This is a genomic window from Clostridium aromativorans (genome assembly GCF_020908015.1).
GTDB classification, from domain to species: domain Bacteria; phylum Bacillota; class Clostridia; order Clostridiales; family Clostridiaceae; genus Clostridium_B; species Clostridium_B aromativorans.
Genome location: NZ_JAJJPB010000016.1, coordinates 40,675 through 66,323, shown reverse-complemented (window position 1 = coordinate 66,323; position 25,649 = coordinate 40,675). Strand labels below are relative to the sequence as shown.

Sequence of the window (25,649 nt, the reverse complement as noted above, 5' to 3'; positions counted from 1 at the left end):
AACTGGAGGAATGAAAAATAATGGACGAATCGAAAAAAGCAATTAGTAATGAAAGCAGTCTTAAAAAAGAAATTGGACTAATACCAGCGGTGTCACTTGTTATAGGAATGGTTATCGGTTCCGGAGTATTCTTTAAATCTCATGCAATTTTCAATGCAACAGGAGCACCAGGGTTGGGAATTATTGCATGGATATTGGGAGGAATTTTATCAATAGCAGGTGGACTTACAGTTGCGGAACTGTCTGCGGCAATACCAAAAACAGGTGGCATGATAGTATATCTAGAGGAAGCATACGGTAAAATCTGGGGGTTTTTATTGGGATGGGTACAGACAGTTATTTTCTATCCGGCTACAATAGCTGCATTAGCTATTATATTTTCAACTCAAGTTATTAATTTAACGGGAATATCAGGCGGAATGCTGAATATTATTGCCATTATTACGGCCGTTTTCTTATTTGCAATGAACTGTCTTGGTTCAAAAACAGGTGCTTACATTCAAACAGTATCAACAATATGTAAATTAATACCTTTAGTAGCTATCATTATTGTAGGATTAGTAAAAGGTGGCGGCGGCACCGTTAACTTGCTTCCAATAGCAGCAGCAGATCATCCGGTAGTTTCAGGATTGGGTTCAGCTTTAATAGCAACAATGTTTGCCTACGATGGCTGGATAAGCGTAGGCGTCATTGCAGGTGAAATGAAAAACCCAGCAAAGGATCTTCCTAAAGCAATAATCGGAGGCCTTTCATTAGTTATGGCCGTATATTTATTGATAAATATAGCTTATTTATTCGTATTGCCTTCATCAGCTTTAGCTGCAACAGAAACTCCAGCTGCAGATGTTGCAAAAATAATATTTGGAACAAACGGTGGAAAAATCATAACTATAGGTATCTTGATATCCGTATTTGGAACATTGAATGGAAATATTTTAACTTGTATGAGGATTCCCTATAAACTAGCTACAGAAGGAACTCTACCAGGAAGTGCATGGCTATCTAGATTACACCCGACATTTAAAACTCCAGTAAATGCTGGCATATTAGAGATCATTGTAAGTATAATATACATATTTTCAGGTAAATTTGATCAATTGACAGATCTCACTATATTTGTAATATTTATATTTTATATTCTTACTTTCTATAGTGTGTTTATATTGAGAAAGAAACAGCCAGATTTATATAGGCCCTATAAAGTACCGATGTATCCAATAATTCCTGCAGTGGCAATCATTGGTGGATTGTATATTCTTATTAATACTATAATCACACAGCCAATGAATGCTGGAATAGGTTTGGTATTAACATTTATAGGACTACCTGTTTATAAGGCAATGAACAAGGATTAATCAGACTTCTCTACAAAAAGTTTACTTTCATGATTTAGCAAGTTATGAAAGTAAACTTTTTTCATTAACTTATTTTAAATGATCATAAATATACATCCTTATTTATCTCTTCCAGTGATTTGCCCATTGTTTCAACCCCTGCAACACCTATAACAACTGCAAAAAATACAAGTAGCCCTAATACTGTAGCAAAAACTGCATTTGTTCCATAAGTTGTCAAAATTGCAGCAATTATAGGAGGTGTTACAATAGATGCAACTCTACCTGCCGCATTTGCAAATCCAACTCCCCTCAAGGTAATTGATCCGGAAGTTTTAAACTCAGGGGCGTCAAAATTTCTAAAGTCCAGGTCCCTTTTTAACTTTATTAAAATTGAGTTTTTTGCCCTTGTAAGCTTTAATAACACCATCAGCAATTAACTTATCAATTTGCTCTTCAGAATAACCATATTTTTTCATATATTCAATAGTATCATATCCAACTGGTTTATTCAGCCACAGCTCAGGATCACCTATACTCCCAAATCTAATTGGACTTGTTGGAATAACTCTATCCCCAAAAGCATCGTAATTAATATGCCTCAATATATCATTATCATAGGCCTCCTCATCCGAAATAATATCATCAATAGTAAAGCATTTCTGGTAAGGCATATCCCATTTTTTAAATATTACTTCCCACTCATTCCAATTTTTTTTGGCAAATGCTTCTTCAAAGTATCTGATAACATCAACGTTTTTGCCATTCTTCCCCAGTGCTTCTAATGTATCCAGTTCCTTGTTGCCGATCAATTGTTCCAGGCCAAAGGCATGACACATGTCCTCAAAATATTTATTATAATTACCATAACAGATCATAAACCAAACTCCATCTTTAGTTTGATAACAGTTATTGGACGGACATGGGACTTCTTTTCTAGACCTTGGATATTCTCTGCCAAATTGACGAGAAACTACTGCAATCTGCATAGCCCATACGGCAGTATGATAAAGATTGACGACAACTTTATCTCCTTCTCCTGTTCTGTCTTTTCTCACCAAAGCAGCTAAAACACCGGCTGCCAGATCAATAGCTGCATTGAAATCACCAAATGCAGATACCACATTAACAGGACTTTCGCCCTTCTGAGGAAATGCCGTAATAAGACCTCCTCGAGCTGAATAAGATGTGGCATCAAATCCCTTTGAGTCCTTTTCAGGTCCTCTTTCTCCATAACCTCTCATTTGACCCCAAACAATATGTGGAAATTTTTTGTGAATAGTTTCATAATCCATACCTAATCTTTCCAAAGCCTTATCCCTGAAGCTTGTAATAAAAATATCAGCTGTCTCTATCAATTTATAAGCAAATTCTCTTCCCTCGTCAGTTTTTAAATTTACCGCCAGCCAGTTTTTATTTATACTGCTCATATCAAATGATGGATCTTCAACATCCGTTTTTAACATTCCATGGCTGGCACTTTGCGTACGCTGTTCATCTCCTGTAAACGGCTCAATTTTAATAATCTCTGCTCCCATCTCGCCAAGAATTCTTGGACATGCTGGTGCTGCCACATAACCAGCTAACTCTATAACTTTAAGTCCTTCTAAGCCTTTCATACTCATAAACCTCTCCTTTATTTAGTTTATTTTATTAATCCAATTCTTTATATAGAGATATAACTCCCTGTTCCGCCAGATCTTTTATATCTTCTTTACTAAATCCAATTTTCTCTAATATTTCTGCGGTATTTTCCCCTAATGCTGGTGGCGGAGTTGCTGATTGAAATGACACGGGAACCTCCGACATTTTTAATGGCAATGCCGTTTGCAGTATGCTCCCCACTACGGGAAAATTCACATAATCAACTATTCCAGTATCATCTTCCATCATATCTTTTACAGCTTCCGCTACATTCTTAACTGGAGCAATACAAATATCTTTACCTTTAAGCCACTCTAGCCATTCTTTTTGAGTTTTACTTGCTACCAAAGCAGATAGTTTTTCCCACTCTTCCGGAGCTTCATGGCGTCTCAAAAATTGCTTAGGTATGAGTTCCTCCATTCCTGTTTTTTCACAAAACTCTTTCCAGAATTTAGGCTCAACCATGCCAAATGCCATCAACTTGTTATCTTTTGTTGCATAGGTATTATAGCAAAGCGCCGGATACTCAATTGTCTCCGGAGAAATTTTATTTCCCTGGAAATGAAATCTACTATACAACAAACTCAGCCACCATGAAAAAGAATCAAACATCCCTACATCTACATACTGACCCTTCCCAGTTACTTCGCGATAAAACAAAGCTATTGAAATTCCTATGGCAGATACCATTGCAGTTGCCACATCCGCCAAATGTATGGGAGAAGGTTTACCTCCATTTAGCGATAAATATCCACTTAACGCCTGTAAATTTAAATCATGAGTGGCCTTTAAACTTGCAGGATTGCTCTGCCCGAAAGCTGATAAAGAACAATAAATTATTTTAGGGTTAATTTTTTTTATTTCAGCATAATCAATTCCCAATCGTTTGGTAACTCCAGGCCTAAAATTTTCCACTATTATATCCGCTTTTTTCGCTAATAATTTAAAAATTCGTTTTCCACTGCTGTCTTTGAGATTAACTGTCAGACTTTTTTTATTACGACATAATGCAGAAAAATAATAACTTACACCATTAATTTTCGGTTCATCTCCCCTGCAAAAGTCACCCTTTTTCATTTCCTCGATTTTTATTACTTCAGCTCCAAGATCTGCAAATACCTGTGTAGCATAACCTCCCGGCAAATACCTTGTCAAATCAAGAATTTTTATTTTCGTAATTGGTTTTATACTCATTCTACAATCCTCCAAATCTATAAAATAGTAAATTCAGTTCCAAATATCAGGAATACTGAATTTACTAATATCTTCTTTTTATAAAACGCTACGGTTGAAGTATAATTCTCAATCCTTTTTTCTGATCAATCAAATCAATGCCTTTTTCAAAGTCTTTTAGAGGCATCGTATGGGTCCCAATTGCTTCTATGTTTAAACCCTGATCTATCATTTTACAAGCCTGGAGCCAATTCTTACGTTCATAAGCTCTATTTCCAATAATGCTAATTTCATTCATTGCTATTTGAGTCATCATGAGTTCACTTGGTCTTGGAGGCAATCCCGTCACACCTATTCTGCCACGCTTAGTTATCATTTGAACAGCCATTTGAATTGCAGAATTATGGCCGGTAGCATCAAATATAACATCTGCACCTTTGCTTCCAGTAAGATCTTTTACCTTTTTCACAGCACCTTCGTCCTGTGTATTTAGGATATAATCGGCTCCTAATGTTTTGGCCATTTCCAGTCTTTCCTTGTCAGCTGAAGTTCCAGCTACAATTACCTTTCCAACACCCATATTTTTTAAAACTAAAAGCATCAAAAGCCCAATAGCTCCTGGCCCCATGACTACAACAGAATCTCCAAATTCAGGTTTAACTCTGTCCACAGCATGGATTGCTACACACAAGGGTTCCATCAACGCCCCTGATTTAAAGCTTACAGTATCCGGGAGCTTTATTATATTGACAGCTCTAACAGCTACATACTGTGCAAATCCGCCATCATAGTCTGTTCCTAAAAACGGACGGTTGTCACATACTTCGATATTCCCCTCTGCACAATAACTACACTTTCCACAATATATTATAGGATTTACAGTAACACGTTCTCCAACCTTAATTCCCTCTACTTGGCTTCCCACTTCGGCTATTACTCCAGAAAATTCATGCCCAAAAATAGCAGGAAAACTGAGATCATAAGAACTTGCGATTGCCTCACTCCAATGATATAGAGAATGGTCTGTTCCACAGATTCCACTGGCTTTAATTCGAACTAACACCTGATCAGGAGTGATTTGAGGAATCGGCACAGAAGCAAATTCCACACTTTTAGGTGCACCTTTAGTTTTTAAAATAGCATCCATATTACCCTTCATAATAAACTTACCTCCATTTTTTATTTTATTAATTTTTATGTCTTTACTAATAACTTATCGCTTAATCAAAACAATTTTTTCGGATTACTGACAACCCCATCCACCATCCAATATCAATGTCTGCCCTGTAGTATATGATGATTGAGGAATGCAGAAATAAAGCACAGCAGCTGCCATTTCATCTACGGTTCCCATCTTGTTTAAAGGGGTTCTATCAAGAACGCTTTGTAATCTTGCTTTGTCAGCCAACAGGCCTGAAACCATATCTGTCATGACGTATCCAGGGGCTACAGCATTAACATTAATATTGTATGGAGCAAGATCTATAGCCAATGCAGTTGTCATGGACATTAAAGCTCCTTTTGAAGTACAATAGGGAACTATATTTGGTAAAGCCCTTACACCTCTTTCTGATGTCATAGTGACGATTCTGCCTCCATCCTTCTTAGCCATAATCCTAGCAGCAGCCTGAGAAACAAAAAATGTTGCCCTCAGATTAGTATTAAGAACTTTGTCCCAATCTTCTGCTTTAATATCAAGGGTATTTATTCTTGGAATTGCTATACCTGAAATGTTCGCTAAGATATCAACTGTTCCAAAAGCATTACAGGCTTGTGCCATTAAATTATCTATATCTTTCTGAACCAAGATATCTGTGGCAACACTTAGGGCCTCGCCGCCAGCTTCCTCGATCTCTTCCTGAACTCCTGTCAGTTTTCCTACTCTTCGTCCTGCTAACACTACTTTTGCTCCTGCTGCAGACAATGTCAATGCAGTAGCACGTCCAATTCCTGTCCCGCCGCCAGTTATAACTGCTACCTTCCCTTTTAGAGGTTCACCATTTTTGAACCAATTTTCTGTCGTCTTATCATCCATTTTGATCAATCCTTTCACTTATAATTTTTTATATAATTGTTACTTATTGAAATATCTAAATTTTCAAATTAATTTAGATAGATACAGGGCCTTTAAACTTAGCTTTCTTTGCTTCAACCGGCTTAATTTTGGCAAATAACATTATAACTGCACCAACTACGGCAACTGCAGCACCTACAAAAAGGGCATTGTTATAACCAGCAGAATCAACTATGATACCAGTAACAATCGGAGCTATAAGGCCTGCTGCTGTGCCAAAGAATCCATATAATCCAGAAATCATGCCAGCATTTTTCGGCGAATAAATGACAGCAGTTGAAAAGAAAGGTGCTTGAGTGATAGAAAGTAGCCCATTTGAAATAGAAAGATATATAACAGCTACAATAATATTAGTAGACAAACTTGATAATACTAATAAAATAGCAGCTCCAGCTAGCCCAATAACCTCGAACATTTTACGACCTACATTATCTCCCAGTTTTTTAGCAAATGAATCGGCTAATTTGCCGCCAAGGGGATAACAAAACATAGCTACAATATAAGGCGCTACTAAAAGCAGACCGGCTGTTTTCATTGAAAAACCACGCCCAATGGCAAAATAAGTAGGCAACCAAGTCATAAACATAAAGAATAGATAGTTACTTGCGAAATAAGAAAGAGCAACAATCCATACAGATGGTGTTGAATAAATATCTTTGGCAACAACTTTGGCAGCATCCCCAGTAATTTCCTTGTTTACCTGGCCTGATTTAATATACTCTAATTCCGCCTTAGAAAGCCTGTGATCATCCTCAGGCCTGTCTTTACCAAACTTCAACCAAACAAATGTCCATATAGGGCCTATAAGAGCAAATATCCAAAAAACTGACTTCCAGCCAAAACTTGCCATGATAAATGGTGCAGTTAACATGGTAAGAGCAATACCCAACGGTGTGCCAATCATAACGATGCCCTGTGCTAAACCAACTTCCTTCTGAGGCATCCATCTTGACATCAACGTACCATTAGAAGGTAGAACAGTACCTTGACCTACACCAGTTAAGGCACGAACGATGATAATCATTCCAAGTGATGCAACGAATGGCGTTAAGAAAACAAACACTGACCAGAAAAGAACACCGAATATTAAGACTCTGGTAGTACCAAATTTATCGGCTAACGGGCCAGATGGAAGCATTGTAAGACCATAACCTATAAAAAATGCTGTAGAAGCCAAACCAAACTGGGTAGCATTCCAACCAAATTGTTTCATAAGTACGGGTCCAACATATGAAAGACTCGATCTGCCAAGATACATAGCAGCATAAACAAAAACCATCATAAATGCAATAAACCATCGCTTATTACCAATTTCTGAACTCATTGTCTTTTTTACTTCCTTCCTACTTAAAAATTTCACATTATTATAATAATTGAAAATATTAGCATAAATCTTGCTGAAAATTTATTAAAATGTAGAAATTATCATAATATTGTGATAAAATTTACATGAACATACTGTAAAATTTGTAAAACTAAGTATATACTTAAGGGGGAATATCCATGAACTTAAACCAATTATATTATTTTAAAAAACTGGCTGAACTACAACATTTCACTAAAGCTGCTCAAGAGCTGTATATAACACAACCCACTTTAAGTGGCTCCATTTCATCTTTGGAAGAAGAGCTTGGTATTAAACTTTTTGTTAAAAATGGTCGAAACGCTAAACTGACAAAGTATGGAAAACAATTCTATCATTATGTGTGTGCATCTCTAAATGAACTAGAAAAAGGAATTGATTATGTGAAAAAAGAAACTGGAAATATCGCTGGAAGTATTGATATAGGGTGTGTCCCAACATTATATAATTTTTTGCCCAAGGCAATTAACCGATTTTTAAAAACTCTAAATGCCAAAACAAAATTTAATATCTTCACTAATGTGACATCGGAAATTGTACAAGGTATTAAGTCCGAAAAATATGACATTGGATTTTGCTCTTTTTTGGAAAACGAACCTGATCTTGAGTTTATTCCGATTATATCTCAGGAATTTATTCTCATTGTAAACGTTAATCATACTTTGGCAAAAGAAAAATTCGTTAATCTCAAAGATATCCATAATTATTCTCTAATCACCTACCGGGATAATCTATCCATTGGAAAATCCGTTAAAAAACTTTTAAAGCCCTTTGGTTTACGTGCAACATATGCTTTTGACGATGAAGTTGCCATTGGTGGGATTATGTCTTCTACAGATAAAGTTGGCATAGTTGCACACACTCCGTATTTACTTCAATTTCATAATTTAAAGCTCATTAAGTTGGACATGCCATCCAAATTCAATGCACACATAGTATACATGTGTTATGGTAAAAAACATTATCACACCATACCTGTAAAGACATTTATAAGCTATATAATTAAAAAGGAGAAAAAGCTATAGGATCAGGACTGCCAATTGGCATGCATTTTTTCCAGAGGAACCTTTATCAACACACCTGCCCCCATATATGCATAGATTTCAAATCCCCTTTTACACTGAAATACACATTCCAAGCAGGGATCTTCATCACAATACGCATAGGCATCTTCATCCGCCAACGCAAATATAAAAGATGTTTTTTGGGGATTTGTCACATACTTTATCTGTCCCCCTGTAAAAGTTTTAATATAAATCCATTTTATTGAAACATTCCTTTTTTTTATTTTCCAGAAAACTTCTACTGCATTTTCGTTGTATCCCCCCGTTATTTTATAATCAATCAACACACACTCTGAAACTTCTGAAGGAGATTTAGCATCCAATAACTGCATTTTTTCGCCACAGCAAGTAAGGATTTTTCCTTCCCCAGCACCAAACAGCTGAAAAAGATTTTTACAATGTTTACAATAATAGAACACTATCTCTTGACACATAACTCCAGGTTTTACAGTCTCTTTAGATCTCCTTGGCCCAAATTCCTGTTCTCGCAAACTAATTCCTCCTTATGCATACGTAATTTTAAATCTTCCCTCAATAAATTCTTTTTCACTTTTCCACTATCAGTTCTAGGAATTTCACCTATAATTTCCAATCTTTCTGGCCAATACCTTTTGGGAATCCTTTTCTGTTTCAAGTACTTTAAAAGTTTTTTTAACGTTAAAGATCTCTGTTCTGACTTCAATACAACATAAGCACAAATCCGTTCGCCAAGCCGCTCATCAGGCATCCCTATCACTGCCTGATCCTGAATCATTGGACACTCGACAATATAGCTGCCAATAATATTGGGATTAAGATTTTCTCCTCCCCTGATAATCATGTCTTTCTTTCTTCCTACTATTTTAATATTGCCATCTTCATCGCCGACACATAGATCGCCGCTGTAGAACCACCCTTCATCGTCCAATACTTTATCCGTAGCTTTTTTGTTATTAATATATCCTACAAATACATTGGGTCCACGAGATACTTCTTCCCCAACTGTTCCTGGAAAAACATCTTGCCTATTCTCATCTACGATACGAACTTCTACTCCCTCTACAGGTCTTCCTGAAGTACTTCCCATCAATTCCAAAGTTTCATCTAATCTCACAAATGCATGAGGAACGCTTTCTGTAGAACCATAGACTTCACACAGTTTAACACCATATTCATAAGCTCTTCGAACCATATTCCCAGGCACTGGAGCCCCCCCGCAAAGATAAAATTTTAACGAATTAAGACGCAGCCCCTCATTTTCCATATCATTTAAAATATCATATATAAAAGGGGTTGAACCCATTGAATAAGTGCATTTTTCCGCATTCATAAGTTCAATTGCCTCTTTACTCTTAAACCTACTCTGCAAAATAACCTTTGCTCCAATAAACATAGGGGCAATAATTCCATGGTGAAATCCAGTAGCATGGTTTAACGGTGCAGGCATAAACATAACATCATCTTTAGTAAGACTTAATTCTCTGTTAAAATATCTTTCGCTAAATATTATGTTGTTATGTGTAAGCATGACCCCTTTTGTGTGCCCGGTAGTCCCTGAAGTAAAAAGAACAGCTGCAACATCATTACTATTGACTTTAACTTCATCTGCTAAAGTAGTATAAGTAGAAAGAATTTCTTTCAAAGTAACATTTTCACTTTTTTTCGTTTTAAGATTATCCAACAACACAACATTACTTAAACTTTTTATATATTTTTTAGCCGATATAATCGATTTTTCATAATCGGTCTTATGATACAATGTTGGACAAATAAAAATTTTACTCTCAGTAAGATTCAAAAGATAAACAACTTCTTTTTCGTCATAACACATACCAATAGGATTAATTACAGCACCTACTTTCATACATGCAACAACAATCAGAACAAATTCACTCCATACAGGTATCTGAAAAGAAATTACATCTCCTGGCTCAATACCAACCTTAATAAAATAAGAAGCAATAGCCCCCGCCTTTTCGTCTATCTCCTTATAGGTGTACCGGTATCCTCTATCATCTACAACAAATTCTCGATCCGCATAATCTTTCACAGATACATTCCAATAATCCAGAAGAGTTTTATCTCCCCAGTATCCCATTTTTTCATATATTTTTTTTCGACTGCTATTTATCTTAATTTGACCTATCATAGCCCTTTATCTCCTTATAAGAAAGAACACAGCTTGAAACATTCTTCAATTATAGGTTTTTTATTGAACGAACTTCTTTAATTAATGCTGGAACCATTTCAAATACATCACCTACTACACCATAATCCGCTACTTCAAAAATCGGCGCAGATTCATCTTTATTAATTGCTATAATAGTATCTGAAGAACTCATTCCCGCAAGATGTTGCACTGCTCCAGAAATTCCACATGCAATATAAACTCTTGGTGAAACAGTTTTACCAGTCTGTCCTACTTGCTTTGATTGGGGAACCCAGCCCGAATCCACAGCCGCTCTTGATGCTCCCACGGCTCCTCCCAGTAAATCGGCTAGTTCTTTAAGCATTGCAAAATTTTCCGGTCCTTTCATTCCCCTTCCACCAGACACAATATACTCCGCTTCCTCCAGTTTAACTCCAGCATCTTCCGTAGATTTAATAAAATCTATTACTTTTGTAAGAGCAGAAACTTTATCCATCCTGATATTTTCTGTAATTATTTTGCTAATATTGTTCTCCTCTTTTTCCGGTTTTTTAAAAGCACCTGGCCTTACAGTACCCATCTGAGGACGTGTGCCACTGCATAGAATCTGAGCATAGAGATTACCTCCAAAGGCAGGCCTTTCCCATACAACATTTGCATTATCCTCATCTACACTTAACGCTGTACAATCCGCAGTAAGACCTGTCCTCAGACTAACTGCAATTTTAGATCCAAGTTCCCTTCCCCTTATAGTGGCACCTATTAAAATGGTATTTGGCCTATATTTATGACATAATTTTAAAAATGCATTTCCATAGGAATCAGAAGAATAATTTTTATACTCTTCTCCCTGAACTACATAAATTTTATCTGCACCGTAACACTTTGCACCATCAATTGCCTTATCGACATTGCTTTCAATAACCACTGCACATAATTTCTGTTTGAGCCTATCTGCCAGTATCCTTCCCTGCCCCAAAAGTTCAAATCCAACATTTTTTGGCTGCCCTTGAAAGCATTCTATAAATACCCATATATCTTTATATTCCTCAAAACTCATAATTAAAAATCCCCTTTATAATAATTTTGATTCCACAAGCTTACCCACTAAAACTTTCGCCGTTTTTTCCGGATTTACAGCTTCCATTATTTCACCACTGGACTGACGCTTTGGTGTAAAAGTTGCTTTTACCCTTGTAGGCGAACCATTGAGTCCAATTTTAGTAGTATCGATATCGGGCACATCCGTCAAGTGAATCTCCTCTATTTCTGCTTTTAACGAGTCTATTTTCCCCCTAATAGTTGCATACCTCGGTTTATTGCTTTCCTTAGTCAAAGTACAGAGAACCGGTAATTTTGTTTCCACCACTTCTATACCTTCCTCCACCTGACGCTTTACAATACATTTACTCTCACTTATTTCAATATCAAGGACATAACTCAGTCTAGAAATTCCCAGATGCTCTGCAATGCTTGAACCTGTCTGTCCTGTATCTCCATCAATTGCCTGTTTTCCCACAAGGACAAAATCAAAGGACCCTAATTTTTCAATTACCTTAGATAAAATATAACTAGTAGCATAAGTATCTGAACCACCAAAGGCCCTATCCGTAACTAAATATGCTTTATCGGCACCCATAGAAAGAGCTTCCCTTAAAACTTCCTTTGCATGGTCAGGCCCCATAGAAATTACAGTGACCCTTCCACCATATCTGTCTTTCAATTTAAGAGCTTGTTCTAAAGCATTTTTGTCAAATGGGTTTAAAATACTTGGAACTCCTTTACGAATGAGAGTATTTTTTACTGGATCAATTTTAATTTCCGTCGTATCAGGAACCTGCTTAACGCAAACAACAATATTCATCTTGCTTCCCCCTTATTTATATTCCCTTTCTAATACACCTGCTATAGTCATTCTTTGGATTTGATTAGTTCCTTCAAAAATCTGAAATACTTTACAATCTCTCATAAGCTTTTCTACAGGGTACTCTTTGCTATATCCGTATCCGCCAAAAATTTGGACTGCATTGGACGTAACTTCTTGAGCACAATCAGATACAAAAGTCTTAGTAATAGCACCTTCCTTACGAACAAGATTTCCATTGTCCATTAACCGCATAGTATTATTTACCAATACTCTAGATGCCTCTATTTTAATTGCCATATCAGCCAGCATCTGCTGTACCATCTGAAATTTAATAATAGGCTTGCCAAATTGTTTTCTTTCTTTTGCATATTTTATAGATTCATCTAAAGCCCTCTGCATAATACCTACTGCTAAAGTGGCAACGAAAGCTCTGGATAGATTAAGTGCATTTAATGCCAGTTTAAATCCGCCCCCATCTTTTCCCAGCATATTGGATGCAGGGACTCTGACATCTTCAAAAATGACATCCGTAGTATTTGATAAGCGGAGTCCCATTTTATCTTCATGTTTTCCAATAGTAATTCCCGCTGTATCTTCATCAATAATAAATGCCGAAATTCCATTATGTCCTGCTTCCGGATCAGTTTTGAAAAATCCTACAAACAATGAAGCCAAGGCTCCATTTGTGATAAATGTCTTAGAGGCATTTAAAATATATTCATCTCCGTCTTTTACAGCAGTTCCCCTAATAGCTGCAGGATCTGAACCTGCATTGGGTTCAGTAAGTGCAAAAGATGCAAAATTGCCTTTCCCAATAACATCAGCAAAATACTTGCCCTGTTCAGGAGTACCGGAAAGAATCACATTTCTTAAAGCAACAAATGTAGTAACAAAAGTAATTGCATAACCTGCATCAACCTTTGCCAGCTCTTCAAAAATCATAGCCGTAGTCTCATAGCTTAAACCAGTTCCACCATAACTCTTAGGGATTTCAAGCATATGAAGCCCCATATCAAAAGAACACTTAAACATTTCTCTGGGACATTCGCCTTTTTCATCTAATTCCTGAATATATGGCTTAATTTCATTTTCTGCCATCTCTTTTACAAGAGCAATTAATTCTTTCTGCTCCTTGGTATACAATAAGCTCATTAATTTTCCACCTCTCATTATTTTTCAAGCAGTTCTAATTCTCTTTTAGATCCCAAGTGTATATATTGAATGTATTTCATAATATCTTTTCCATGTAATAACTGCTATTTTAGATACAGCAAGGCTTCCGGATCAAATTCTTGCATATAGCCGAATAAGTCCGGATTAACTCAAAAATACTTTCACAAAGCATTTCTACTTTGGAACTAAAATATTTTTTCCACCTTGCAAATTATAATAAGAAAATTAATCAATAACACCGCCACTTGCAATTAATTTTCTCGCAGCCGTTAATCTTTGAACCGATCTAGGTCCCTCTTCTAACCACATTGCACGACAATCACGATACATTCTTTCTACCGGTCCATAAGGATTGTCTTCAAAATATCCAATACCACCAAATATCTCCAGACAATAATCAGACACTAATTTTACGGTATTTATACTATGAAGCTTACACATAGCTGCTTTCATTTCAATATCTTTACCTTCTTCATAATCTTTAGCAAAATTATAGATCATCATTCTCAGTGCAAATATTTCAGTACCCATATCTGCAATCATCTGCTGTATTGCTTGTCTTTTAACCAACGGTTTACCAAATGTGACTCTGTCTTTTGCTCTCGCAATAGCCATTTCCAGCATCCTTTGTGCCATGCCGAGATTACTCACTGCTATATAAGCCCTTGACACAGATAATGAGTGTATTGCCACCTTAAGTCCGTCTCCTTCTTTACCAAGTAGATACTTCTTGTTAACTCTCATATTGGTAAATTTTAATCCTGCATGCCCGGCACCGCGACATCCCATCATATGAGGCATAGGAACGACTTCATAACCAGGAGTATTAACTGGTACAAAGAAAGCAGATAATCTCTTATCATTAGGAGCATCTGGATCAGTAACAGTAATTACATATGCAAATTCACAACAATCTGTATGAGAAATCAAAGTCTTTTCACCATTTATTATGTAGTCATCACCATCTCTTACAGCCCTTGTATGCAAATCTGCACCTGTACCACCCGTTTTTTCCGTTAAAGCAAAGCAGGTAAAAATTGTCTTGTCCTGAAATTTGTCCATATATTCATCTTTCAATTCTCTATTTCCAAAATCATCGAGAATTCTCCAGTTCATATCTACTGCATAATGAAGGTGCATACGCATTCCTCCTGGTCCCCTGCTGAACTCTTCCTGTACTTGTAATATCTGCAATGGGCTCAATCCCCATCCACCATATTTCTCCGGCAACGCACATCTATATAAATTGTTTTGAATTGCCAGGTCAAAGAATTTCTGAGGGAACTTATTTGTTACCTCAACTTCTTTCTGAATTTCCTCAAAAGGACCTTCAGCTAAAGCTCTCACCTGCTTTAAGTATGCTTTGAATTCGTTTTCGCTTAATTTTGACACCTTACTACCTCCCTGATATTTTGTAAAAACTTCTATGCTTCCATTTTAGTTAAACGTTTATTATATTTCCAATAGTTACTAATTATCATTTTTGTCACTATCAATAGTTATTAACTATAATTTTGAGGGAAAGACATACTTATCTAACATACACAAATAGCCAAAAATAGGAGACTGCCATACAAGACAAATCAAAATTATAAAAATAGAGTACTGTAAAGTTATTTTAAAAAATAACTTTACAGTACTCCTTTTCTCAAATAATCAAAAATTACACTTGTACTTTTTTATCTGATAATTTTCTCCTAGATATAGGTACTATAGGTCTCACTTGACTTGTCAATAAAATAATTGCACCCAGTATAGATATGCCTGCACCCAGATACAAAGCACTTGAGTATCCATAACTATCAACTATTATCCCTGTAAGCAACGGAGCTGATATACCTCCTATTGTAGCGAAAGTCGCATAAAGTCCAGTAATTTTTCCTGCATCTTTGGAAGAGAAGATCATAGGCATAGAATAATACCCTCCCATTGTTAAACACAATATACCATTTGATATGGATATAAGTACAACTGCGGAAATAGGATCTGATGCCCTGGAGCCCAATACAAGTAATATTCCTGCCCCCACCATTCCAATAAGTGGAAATAATTTTCTACCCATATTATGCCCAAATTTCTTAGCTGCTTTGTCTGCTAGCCATCCCCCAATAGGATATGTAAAAGTTGCAACAATATAGGGCATCATCGTATAAATAGCACTTGCTCCCATTTCAAATCCCCTTCCTTTTACAAAATATGTAGGAAGCCACGTCATAAACAGATAAAATAAATAATTGGTACAGAAAAATGACAATGCACCTGTCCATACAGACAGCGTAGAAAATATGTCCTTATAAGTGAGATCATTATCTTCATTTGGACTGGAGCTGTCATCCGATGTCTTCTTCCTTATATACGTCAGTTCTTCCTTACTTATTTTAGCATAATCTTCTGGCCTGTCCTTTCCAAATTTCCACCAAATAACTACCCAAATTGGTGCTAGAAATGCAAATGAATGAAATACCATCTGCCAACTCCATATTTTAATAATCCAAGCCGAAAGCGGCATTGCACATGCAATACCCATGGAAACACCCATTATACTTATACCCCATGCCAGTCCCGATTCTTTTTTAGGTACCCATTTTGCAATAATTGTAGACATGGCTGGAAGTGAAACACCTTCACCCATCCCCATCACTATACGTATTACAACCATAAGGCCTATTGTTGATCCAAATGGAGTAAGGAAAACAAATACGGACCACCATATGGCTCCAAACATAACAACTCTTCCGCCACCAAAACGATCTGCCAGCCATCCTCCTAAAATCTGAGTACAAGCATATCCAATAAAAAAAGCTGTGGAAACTAAACCAAATTCACTGGCATTCCATCCAAAATAATTTATCATTTCCGGACCTGCCATAGACATACAGGATCTATCCATATATAAGATTAAATAACATAACGTCAGTAATAGAACGATTCTCCATCTTTTATTTCCAATTTTTATATCCATTTTACTCCTCCTAACATTCTTAAATTTAATAATTCGTCATTTTAAATTTTACTTAAACATCTGTTTTATTTCCAATAGTTACTAATTATTGCTTTTATTGTTATTAATAGTTATTAACTATAATTTGATAGAGAGATATACTTGTCCAATATAAACAGATAGCTAAAAATTAGTATTTTCCGAAAAAATAAAAAAACCTCAAGAAGAGTATTATTTTAAAATTTTACAAACTATGACTTGTCAAAATATAAAAATAAGGCTCACCCTATTAGGCAAGCCTCACTTACAATTTAATTCTATTTAGATCACACTTCATCACTCATTAGTCGTCTGGCAAATAACTTGGAATGCTTAATTTTATCATCCGTTATAAAAACAGATCTATAACCAAGATCTCTTTCAGCAAGCATTCCAATATATTTTAATTGAGTAAGAATACAATATTTCATTTCATACCTCTCTTTCAAATAACTTATCACGAAATGTAACTTGCTAAGGCTACTGAAAGTAATTTATTTTTTATCATATCAGTCCTTGAAGTCATTATAATTGGTATTTTCGCTCCCATTACTGCTGCTGCTACATCTTTATGTGCATAGTATGTAAGTGCTTTTGTCAAAACATTACCTACCTGCAAATTAGGTGCTACAAGGATATCTGCTTTTCCTGCAACCTCACTTTTAATTCCTTTATGCTTTGCTGCCTCCAGTGATATTGCATTATCCAATGCAAAAGGTCCATCAATTACTGCATTTTTTATTTGATCTCTGTCACCCATTTTGCTTAGTATTGCAGCCTCTACTGTATCTTGTATTGTTGGGTTTATTATTTCAAGTGCGGATAGCAGAGCTACCCTTGGTTTTTTATATCCTATTTTTCTTGCTAGTGATACTGCATTTTCTATGATTTGCTTTTTTTCATCCAAATTAGGTTGTATTGCCATAGCACAATCAGTCAGTAATTGAAGCCCTTCTCCAAACTCCTTGTCAAAGACTGAGATCTGACTTATCAATCTACCCGCATTCAATCCATTTTCTTTATTAAGCACTGATTTTAGAAATGTACTTGTATGCAGCAGTCCTTTCATTATTATATCTGCCTCACCTTTTACTATAAATTCCACTGCTTTTTCTACAGCTTTTCTATTGTCAGGCTCATCAATTGTTTCACATAATAGTCTCTTATTATTTTTAATTGCTATTTTTTCTATTTTTTCTTTATCTCCTACAAGTATAAATTCTCCTAATTTAAGTTCTGTAGCCTTTTCAACTATTTCCAATATATCCAAATCCTCTGCTGCAGCTACAATGATCCTTTTCTTTTTTCCCCATCTTTTTGATTTAATTTGCTCTATTAAATCATTAAGATTTTTTATCATTTTTCTTCCCCCTAAGTACCACTTTGCTTTTTCTTCACCCTTTAAACACCTTAGATAGAATACGTTCAGCAAGCAAATAATTTTTTCCTTTAAGCTTAGCTGCTGTCCCTATTATTTTATTTTACAAATTACAAGTAAAAAATGCTACCTCCTTTGAAAATTATTTTCATTAGAGATAGCCCTTTAATTTTAAAACGATTCAATTTTCTCATTGCAAAAGCAATCATATCTGACTTGTGACAATATATGAATGAATTTCTTTATCGCTGGATTATTATTTGATTTTCTCCAGGCTGCAATAACATCAAAAGAATATTGTTCTCCTTTAAGTGGTATAAAACAAATTTTTTTGCTTGCATTAACCTTGAGCTTTTGTGGTACAATTGCAACACCATATCCCGCTTCGACCATTAATAATGAAGAATTTATACACTTATATCGAATCTTCCTATCTTGGGATAATTTTTCCGAATTAAAAATCTCATTCACAAATGTAGCATATCCATTAAAATCATCATTTGAAGGCATCAAAATACGTTCTGAATTCAGTTCATGAATCGTAACATTTCGCTGCTTAGCTAAGGGATGATCATTACATACTACGGCGCAAAGAACATCTTCATATAGCTTGTACGTATTGCACCAGGATAGAATATCTTTATCAAAATTAACTGTCAGGATTAAATCGAAATCACTATTTTTAAGTTTTTGAGCTAATTTTCCATATTCACAAGCCATTAATTTTAGTTCAATATGAGGATAATGTTTTTTAAATAGCTGTATAGATAATACAAGGATATCTTTAGTATGTGCATATAAATAACCGATCCTCAATTCTGCTTTAATCCCATATACTGCCATCTTTACTTTTTTCATACCTTCATCATATCTGTTTACAATAGCAATAGCCTCTACTAAAAATAATTTTCCTATTGCAGTCAACTCAACACCATGGTGATTTCTTGTCAATAAAGTTAAGCCAATTTTTTTCTCCAATAAAGCGATGTGCTTACTAAGTACAGATTGTGTAATATAGAGCTGCTGTGCTGTTATACTAAAATTCAAGTTTTTAGAAAGCACAATAAACTCACGTAATAAGCTAATTGGCATCTCTTATTTCCCCTCTTTATACTTTAAATATTGCCTTATAACAATACATTCTTTTGAAATAGTTTACATTAGTTTGTATCTTAAAAGGCTCCTTCATTATCAAGATATCAAAATCGATACTTGTAATCAATTTTAAATTATTATATAATTGATTCAAAAATGGAATAGGTGAGTTATGATGACAGAAGAACAATTAAAATATTTTGTAACCATAATAGACACGGGCAGTTACATGGAAACCGCCTTAGAGTTAAATATTGCCCAATCTTCTGTCAGCAAACAAATACAGGCACTGGAACGTGAATTAGGTGTCCAGCTTTTTAATCGCCGCCGCAGGCATGTAAAATTAACGGAGGAAGGAAAACAATTATTACCCCAGGCCCGACATATATTAGGTGAGATCTATCATCTAAAATACATGGCAAAAAAACTACAACCTGGATACAAATACAGAATAACAGTATTAACTCTGCCTATAATGAGCTGTTTCGGCTTTCACATTCCAGTAAGCAGATTTGAATTGGAAAACCCTTCATTTATAATTAACCTCAAGGAATTGGAAGAGCCTCAATTATTTCGTAAATTGCTAGGCAATAATTTTGACATAGCATTGACCTATTGGGATGAACAAAACTTAACCAACGGCAAAAACCCGTTTGTCCCTGTTTCAACGGATAAAATTGTCCTGGCAGTTCACAAAGACAATCCCCTGGCAAAACTAGACCACATTACCCCGGAACAATTAAAAAATATCCCTCTTATGCTGATGGAAACCTATACATGCATATCCCATCTATGCATGGCTTTTTTCGAAGAACATCATATTGTCCCGAATATTATATTTAGAGGAAGACCTGAAACTATTTTAGGCGGTGTGGAAGCTAAACTTGGTTCTGCTTTAATAGCACGTAAACTGGCCAGCCAATTACTAGCTAACAATGTTGTCTTAATACCTATCTCCCCCAGTATTCCAGCTACATTGGGAGCTGTTATAAACAAACACAGTCAAAAAAATCCCAAGGTCAGAGAATTAATTAAAATGTTAATTGATAGAAACAATGAATGATCATTATCCTCCTATAGCCGTCATGTTTCTCTTTACATACTCTCCCTTCTCCAGATTATGTTCCTTAGGCTTGTTGTTAATTGAGTCAATTATTATTTTTTTCAAATTTCCTCCATTTCTCAGTGCCGATTTCAAATCTATTTCATAATCTGAAAGGAGGCAGTCTTTGAGCTTACCATCTGCTGTCAATCTAACTCTGTTGCAATTTCTACAGAACTTATGGGAAACAGGACTTATAAGTCCCACCCTACCTCTCCCATCAGGTAATTTATAGTATTCAGCTGGCGATGACACATCTTTTCTTTCAATTTTTTTTAATTCTTTAACTTTCTCCAAAACTATCCTATTTGATATAAATCTATCTAGCGACCAATTCTTTGTCCGTCCAATGGGCATAAGCTCAATAAATCTGACATCTATTTTCTCATATTTTGTTAGATTGACAAAGCTTTCTATTTCACTGTCATTAAATCCGCTGATCAAAACTGTATTTAATTTTATCGGCGCAAGTCCCACTTTCCTAGCTTCTTCAATTCCCTCAAGAACATCTTTCAGGCATCCTCCCCTAGTTACATCATAGTATTTCTTCTGATCTAAAGTATCCAGACTAACATTTACCCTATTGAGGCCTGCATTTTTTAAATTTCCGGCATACTTTTTGAGAAGTATTCCATTTGTAGTCATGGCAAAATCTTTAATTTTATTTAACTTGCCTATGTTTTCAATTAGATTTATGATGCCCTTTCTAATTAGAGGTTCTCCTCCTGTTATTCTTATTTTTTTTATTCCCAGTGACACAAAAATTTTTGCCAGTTTATATATTTCCTCCAGCCTCAATATCTGATCATGTTGTATCTTTGTTATACCTTTTTCAGGCATACAATATCTACATCTGAGATTGCATAAATCTGTAACGGATATTCTCAAATAATTTATGTTTCTTTCATATGAATCCATCATATTATTCCTCCATCACGTGACTCCTATACTCACGAATCTTTAAACATCCACCAAAATTAATATATCTATCTAAATATTGTTTAATCGTTTTCAATAGATGATAAACATCTTTTAAACAATTATCCATTTAATTTAGTAAATCATAATTTGTACCTGCAATCAATTTAAAATTATTATATAATCGATTCAAAAACGGAATAGTTAAAATATTTTACTATCGTAATAGGCATCATAAATTATTCATTTTTGGAATAAGCAATCACTTTTTTTGAATTGGAAATTGAATTTATAAGATGTTATGCTAAATTTAGATAATGACTTTACTCACAATATTTGATAATTATCTAAAATTATTTATCAGTAAAGGAGGCAACTAAATGGAAGAACAAAAAACAAATAAAAAAGATTTTCTCAGCGCAACAAATATAACGGGAATTACATCAGCCCTAAATGGTTCAAGGGAATTAATTCAAAATGAGTCATCACAAGATGATGTATCATCCTCTACTAAAACTGTAAAAACATGCTGCAGAGCATGTATCTCCAACTGTGGTGTTATTGCCCATGTCAAGAACGGCAGAGTAGTCAAGCTTGAAGGCGATCCTGAAAATCCTATGAGCAAAGGATCCATGTGTGCCAAAGGACTTTCCGGCATACAAGCTCTTTATAATCCAAATCGTAATAAGTATCCAATGCTGAGAGTGGGCAAGCGAGGTGAAAATAAATGGAAGCGTATTTCCTGGGATGAAGCCATTGATATTCTCGCCAAGAAACTTATGGAAACACGTGAAAAGTATGGAGCAGAAGCTGTACTCTGTTCTACTGGAGGAGGTGGAAATCCTGAATTTTGGAGTATCGCCAGATTTTGTAATGTATTTGGTACTCCCAACTGGTTTGAACCCGGTTGTGCTCAATGTTATCTGCCGCGTATTCTAGCCAATAATTTGATGTATGGTGGTTCTGACTACAGTATTGCCGACTCAAATTGCCTGGAAATTTACTATGCCGATGATACACCAATGAAATGCTTGGTCTTGTGGGGAGCAGCTCCTTCCTACTCCAGTCCTGCAATGGGCGGAGGTGCCGTTGCAGACCTTCGTGCCAAGGGAGTAAAAACCGTTGTAATCGATCCCCGTATGACACCAGATGCAGCTAAAGCTGATGTTTGGTTACCTATAAGACCGGGGAGCGACGTGGCACTACTACAGGCCTGGACTCGCTATATCATTGATAAAAAACTTTACGACAGTGATTTCGTCCTGAAATGGACAAATCTGCCTTATCTGGTGGATGTCAAGACCAAGATGTTCTTACGTTCTAATAAAAGCAATGACCCTAATGTTCCAGATACTTTTATGGTGTGGGATACAAAAACCAATTCAGCTAAGTCCCTAGCCTATCCCTGGAATAATGATCTGTCTCCTGCACTGGAGGGCAGCTTTAGCGTAAATGGAGTTGAATGTAAAACCGGATTTCAGCTTTTAAAGGAGAGAGTGGAACCCTATACTATTCAAAAGGCGGCAGAAATATGCTGGCTTAACGCAAGTAAAATTGAAGAGGCCATTAATATATATGCACAAAATTCTCCTGCAGGTCTCTGCCTTGGCGTTGCCACCGATCAAAGCCCCAATTCAGTACAGGCAGCCATGGCAGCAATTATTCTCAATGCGCTGATGGGCAACATCGAAAGGCCAGGATCACTGATGCAGCGCTTTAAAACAAGCGGTGTTATTCCCGGTGATGCTGCTGTCTCAACCTATATTGTACCAGCTGCCCGTAAATTGCTTCCAGCGGAACAACTCAAAAAGCGTCTGGGCGGCAACGAATACAAAGGACTTCTATTCTGGTGGGCAGGACACCCTGGCAGTGTCAAAGAGGCAATCCTGACTGGAAAACCTTATAAACCAAGAGTCTGGATTGAGCGTTCCGGCAATAAGTTTGCCAATGTAGCCGAGAGTAAGTCATGGGTTCCCGCTATTAAAGAGATGGAGTTTGTTGTGCATATGTATATGTACCCTACTTCATTCTCCAATTATGCAGACATGCTCCTTCCTGCAGCAGAATGGCTGGAGACGGATATGCCCGTGGAGTCCTGTAATAAAGTCTTTGCTAGACAAGCAGTTACCCACCTTTGGGAAACCATGGATGAAACATTATTCTGGTCCAAACTGGCAAAACGCTGTGCAGAACTTGGACATGAAAACTGCAGGAAAGCATTTGATGAAGAATTTATGGGAAACGATCTTCCTTACTGGAAAGATATGAATGAACTTCTAAATCGCTGTACAAGCGCCTTTGATATGACATGGGATGAATTTAAGGAAAAAGCTCCTTTTGAGTTCCTTCCTAAAAACCAGTGGAAACAGTATTATGTCTACAAGCAGAAGGACCCAAAGACAGGCAAGCCAAGAGGATTCGATACACCTTCCAAGAAAATTGAACTCTATTTGGAGAGTCTCATTACCTTAGGAAGAACGGGAATGCCTTACAGTACTTGTGAACTGCCTCCTGCTTCAAAAGACTATGACCCGCTGCCATACTACCTGGAACCTTCTGAAAGTCCTATTGAAGACAGTGAGCTTGCTAAAAAATACCCTTTGGTTATGACCAATGGGAGACTCCCATTTTATCATCATTCAACCTTGAGAAATGTTCCATGGCTGCGTGAAATGTACCCCGTTCCTGAGATCTGGATTCACCCGGAAGCTGCAAAAACCTACGGCATTTCCCATGGAGACTGGGTATGGGTGGAATCACTAAGAGGCAAGATCAAGGCAAAAGCCAATGTGACAAAGGGCATAAATCCTGGTGCCGTATATATGGAACGTTTTGTTTTCCCCGAAAATTACCATACTGAAACAGAAGGATGGCGTGAAATGAACGTCAACGTACTTTCAAAATCAACTGCTCCATACAACGATGTTGTGGGGACCTACACTTTAAGAGGATTTCTCGTAAGGGTTTCAAGAGCTGAGGACGGTCCGCCAAAAGGAGTCTGGACTAAACCTGAACAGTTCAAGGCATGGCTCCCTCAACCATCCGATCCTACGGAGGTGGTTAAATAATGAAACAAAATGTTTTGGTAATTGATTTAGACAGGTGTATCGGCTGCTATGGATGCAGTGTAGCATGTAAAATGGAGAATGAAGTTGCACTGGGTTCTTCGAGAAATAGAGTACTGACCATAGGTCCTACAGGAACATATCCGGATGTACAGATGTATTGGCTGCCGGTTATGTGCCAGCAATGTGCTGATCCTGCTTGTGTCAAAGTCTGTCCTACAGGTGCATGCTATAAACGCAGTGACGACGGTGTCGTTCTCATTGATCAGGAAAAATGCATAGGCTGCAAGAGCTGTCATAGAGCCTGTCCTTATGAAATAAACAACTTCAACAACGAAATGAGAGTAATGGATAAATGTACTCTGTGCACTCAATTGACAGAAAAAGGTGAAAAGCCTGCATGTGTAAAAAATTGCTCAGGCAGGGCCATGATTTTTGGCGATATCAATGATCCGAACAGCGATGTATCCCTGGCATTAAAAGAAGCTGGCAGTGAAAATGTATATAGTCTTCGGGATGTTGGCACTCACCCTTCTGTTCGATACATTTTGCGCCGTGACAAGTGGATTGATGTTATCCCGCAGGAGTGCAGCCAGCAGGACGGGAGGAAAAGATAGGTGAATAAGAATCCAGAGTACCTGACACTTATGAGAAACCGTGAAAATTTGTATCGTTTTTTGGAGCGCCTTTATGAATCAGAAGTGGATGAACCCTTATTTATGCAGATGAAAAACATGGACTTTCCTGTAGATTGCTGTGAAATTGAACTCAGGGAAGGATACCAAATGCTTGGAAAATATCTGGATAATCATGGTAATACTGCATTGACTGACCTAGCTGTAGATTATGCGAAAATTTTCCTTGCTGCAGGAATAGCGGAGGGTTCTGCTGCATTTCCCTATGAGTCGGTGTATACCAGTGAAAAGAAAATCATGATGCAGGATGCCCGGGATAAAGTGATGACTATATATGCAGCAAAGGGTCTGAAAAAAGATGAGGAAAAGCTGAATCTCTTTGAAGATCATATATCCCTGGAACTGGAATTTATGGCATTTCTATGTCAAGAGGCACAAGAAGTTTTGAATATACAGGATGAATCAAAATTTTTGCCCTGCTTAAAGGAACAGATGAATTTTTTAAGTAAGCATTTATTGAATTGGGTTCCAAGCTTCTGCAGTGATATAGAAAAGTATGCCCATACAGAATTCTACAAGGGGATTGGAAAAATCACCAACGGCTATTTGCACTTGGACAATACAATTCTGGAAAGTTTAACGAATTAGCTGCAAAT

The 25,649-nt window shown here is 36.5% G+C and carries 23 protein-coding genes; 6 read left to right on the top strand and 17 right to left on the bottom strand.

Annotation, left to right across the window (positions count from 1 at the left end; translation table 11 throughout):
* The first annotated feature begins 20 nt into the window (after positions 1 to 20).
* Complete coding sequence (locus LN736_RS12375) at positions 21 to 1,355, top strand: APC family permease (RefSeq protein ID WP_179977770.1); 1,335 nt, start codon at positions 21 to 23, stop codon at positions 1,353 to 1,355.
* 82 nt (positions 1,356 to 1,437) lie between these two features.
* Here the strand turns inward: LN736_RS12375 and LN736_RS12370 are convergent, their stop codons facing one another.
* The 6 genes from LN736_RS12370 to LN736_RS12345 form a co-directional block, all read right to left on the bottom strand.
* The gene (locus LN736_RS12370; RefSeq protein WP_229981646.1) at positions 1,438 to 1,650 is read right to left on the bottom strand and encodes an MFS transporter; all 213 of its coding nucleotides are present in this window, start codon (positions 1,648 to 1,650) and stop codon (positions 1,438 to 1,440) included.
* A gap of 43 nt (positions 1,651 to 1,693) precedes the next feature.
* On the bottom strand, positions 1,694 to 2,953 hold the full coding sequence (locus LN736_RS12365; protein WP_229981645.1) for a CaiB/BaiF CoA transferase family protein: 1,260 nt from the start codon (positions 2,951 to 2,953) through the stop codon (positions 1,694 to 1,696).
* A gap of 34 nt (positions 2,954 to 2,987) precedes the next feature.
* Complete coding sequence (locus tag LN736_RS12360; protein ID WP_150356630.1) at positions 2,988 to 4,172, bottom strand: CaiB/BaiF CoA transferase family protein; 1,185 nt, start codon at positions 4,170 to 4,172, stop codon at positions 2,988 to 2,990.
* A gap of 88 nt (positions 4,173 to 4,260) precedes the next feature.
* Positions 4,261 to 5,310 (bottom strand): zinc-dependent alcohol dehydrogenase, encoded by a 1,050-nt coding sequence (locus LN736_RS12355; RefSeq protein ID WP_150356631.1) that lies wholly within the window; start codon positions 5,308 to 5,310, stop codon positions 4,261 to 4,263.
* An 84-nt stretch (positions 5,311 to 5,394) separates the two neighbouring features.
* Positions 5,395 to 6,186, bottom strand: coding sequence for an SDR family NAD(P)-dependent oxidoreductase (locus tag LN736_RS12350; protein WP_179977772.1), 792 nt, complete (start codon positions 6,184 to 6,186; stop codon positions 5,395 to 5,397).
* Positions 6,187 to 6,259: 73 nt separating this feature from the next.
* Positions 6,260 to 7,549: an MFS transporter gene (locus tag LN736_RS12345; RefSeq protein WP_150356633.1), complete on the bottom strand. Its 1,290-nt coding sequence runs from the start codon at positions 7,547 to 7,549 to the stop codon at positions 6,260 to 6,262.
* A 179-nt stretch (positions 7,550 to 7,728) separates the two neighbouring features.
* On the opposite strand from LN736_RS12345, the gene LN736_RS12340 reads away from it, so the two are divergent.
* A complete protein-coding gene (locus tag LN736_RS12340) occupies positions 7,729 to 8,613 on the top strand; it encodes a LysR family transcriptional regulator (RefSeq protein WP_179977773.1) in 885 nt (294 codons plus the stop codon).
* 2 nt (positions 8,614 to 8,615) lie between these two features.
* Here LN736_RS12340 and LN736_RS12335 read toward each other — a convergent pair whose 3' ends face one another.
* The 10 genes from LN736_RS12335 to LN736_RS12290 form a co-directional block, all read right to left on the bottom strand.
* On the bottom strand, positions 8,616 to 9,143 hold the full coding sequence (locus LN736_RS12335; RefSeq protein ID WP_150356635.1) for a hypothetical protein: 528 nt from the start codon (positions 9,141 to 9,143) through the stop codon (positions 8,616 to 8,618).
* Positions 9,098 to 10,780 (bottom strand): medium-chain fatty-acid--CoA ligase, encoded by a 1,683-nt coding sequence (gene fadK, locus LN736_RS12330; RefSeq protein WP_229981644.1) that lies wholly within the window; start codon positions 10,778 to 10,780, stop codon positions 9,098 to 9,100. Before fadK ends, LN736_RS12335 begins: the two co-directional genes overlap by 46 nt.
* Positions 10,781 to 10,829: 49 nt before the next feature.
* Positions 10,830 to 11,840, bottom strand: coding sequence for an electron transfer flavoprotein subunit alpha/FixB family protein (locus tag LN736_RS12325; RefSeq protein WP_179977775.1), 1,011 nt, complete (start codon positions 11,838 to 11,840; stop codon positions 10,830 to 10,832).
* Positions 11,841 to 11,855: 15 nt separating this feature from the next.
* Complete coding sequence (locus tag LN736_RS12320; RefSeq protein WP_150356638.1) at positions 11,856 to 12,644, bottom strand: electron transfer flavoprotein subunit beta/FixA family protein; 789 nt, start codon at positions 12,642 to 12,644, stop codon at positions 11,856 to 11,858.
* 12 nt (positions 12,645 to 12,656) lie between these two features.
* Positions 12,657 to 13,799, bottom strand: coding sequence for an acyl-CoA dehydrogenase family protein (locus LN736_RS12315; protein ID WP_229981643.1), 1,143 nt, complete (start codon positions 13,797 to 13,799; stop codon positions 12,657 to 12,659).
* Between the two features lie 246 nt (positions 13,800 to 14,045).
* On the bottom strand, positions 14,046 to 15,212 hold the full coding sequence (locus LN736_RS19140; RefSeq protein WP_229981642.1) for an acyl-CoA dehydrogenase family protein: 1,167 nt from the start codon (positions 15,210 to 15,212) through the stop codon (positions 14,046 to 14,048).
* Between the two features lie 271 nt (positions 15,213 to 15,483).
* Positions 15,484 to 16,782 carry an MFS transporter gene (locus LN736_RS12305; RefSeq protein ID WP_229981641.1) on the bottom strand — a complete coding sequence of 433 codons (1,299 nt, stop codon included), beginning with the start codon at positions 16,780 to 16,782 and terminating at the stop codon, positions 15,484 to 15,486.
* A 305-nt stretch (positions 16,783 to 17,087) separates the two neighbouring features.
* Positions 17,088 to 17,231, bottom strand: coding sequence for a hypothetical protein (locus tag LN736_RS12300; protein ID WP_229981640.1), 144 nt, complete (start codon positions 17,229 to 17,231; stop codon positions 17,088 to 17,090).
* Between the two features lie 26 nt (positions 17,232 to 17,257).
* Positions 17,258 to 18,160, bottom strand: a complete 903-nt coding sequence (locus LN736_RS12295) for a bifunctional enoyl-CoA hydratase/phosphate acetyltransferase (RefSeq protein ID WP_179977779.1) — start codon at positions 18,158 to 18,160, stop codon at positions 17,258 to 17,260.
* A gap of 189 nt (positions 18,161 to 18,349) precedes the next feature.
* Positions 18,350 to 19,270, bottom strand: coding sequence for a LysR family transcriptional regulator (locus LN736_RS12290; protein ID WP_229981639.1), 921 nt, complete (start codon positions 19,268 to 19,270; stop codon positions 18,350 to 18,352).
* A gap of 178 nt (positions 19,271 to 19,448) precedes the next feature.
* Here LN736_RS12290 and LN736_RS12285 point away from each other — a divergent pair, with 178 nt between their 5' ends.
* Positions 19,449 to 20,336: a LysR family transcriptional regulator gene (locus tag LN736_RS12285; RefSeq protein WP_229981638.1), complete on the top strand. Its 888-nt coding sequence runs from the start codon at positions 19,449 to 19,451 to the stop codon at positions 20,334 to 20,336.
* 3 nt (positions 20,337 to 20,339) lie between these two features.
* Here LN736_RS12285 and moaA read toward each other — a convergent pair whose 3' ends face one another.
* Positions 20,340 to 21,296 carry a GTP 3',8-cyclase MoaA gene (moaA, locus tag LN736_RS12280; RefSeq protein ID WP_229981637.1) on the bottom strand — a complete coding sequence of 319 codons (957 nt, stop codon included), beginning with the start codon at positions 21,294 to 21,296 and terminating at the stop codon, positions 20,340 to 20,342.
* A gap of 377 nt (positions 21,297 to 21,673) precedes the next feature.
* Between moaA and LN736_RS12275 the strand changes: the two genes are divergently transcribed.
* From LN736_RS12275 to LN736_RS12265, 3 genes are read left to right on the top strand one after another with little or no spacing between them, the layout of a single operon-like run.
* Positions 21,674 to 24,361, top strand: a complete 2,688-nt coding sequence (locus tag LN736_RS12275; protein ID WP_229981636.1) for a molybdopterin-containing oxidoreductase family protein — start codon at positions 21,674 to 21,676, stop codon at positions 24,359 to 24,361.
* Positions 24,361 to 24,975, top strand: coding sequence for a 4Fe-4S dicluster domain-containing protein (locus LN736_RS12270; protein WP_229981635.1), 615 nt, complete (start codon positions 24,361 to 24,363; stop codon positions 24,973 to 24,975). The genes LN736_RS12275 and LN736_RS12270 overlap by 1 nt, the downstream gene beginning before the upstream one ends.
* Complete coding sequence (locus LN736_RS12265; RefSeq protein WP_229981634.1) at positions 24,976 to 25,641, top strand: TorD/DmsD family molecular chaperone; 666 nt, start codon at positions 24,976 to 24,978, stop codon at positions 25,639 to 25,641. It abuts the gene before it with no gap.
* The last annotated feature ends 8 nt before the right edge of the window (positions 25,642 to 25,649 follow it).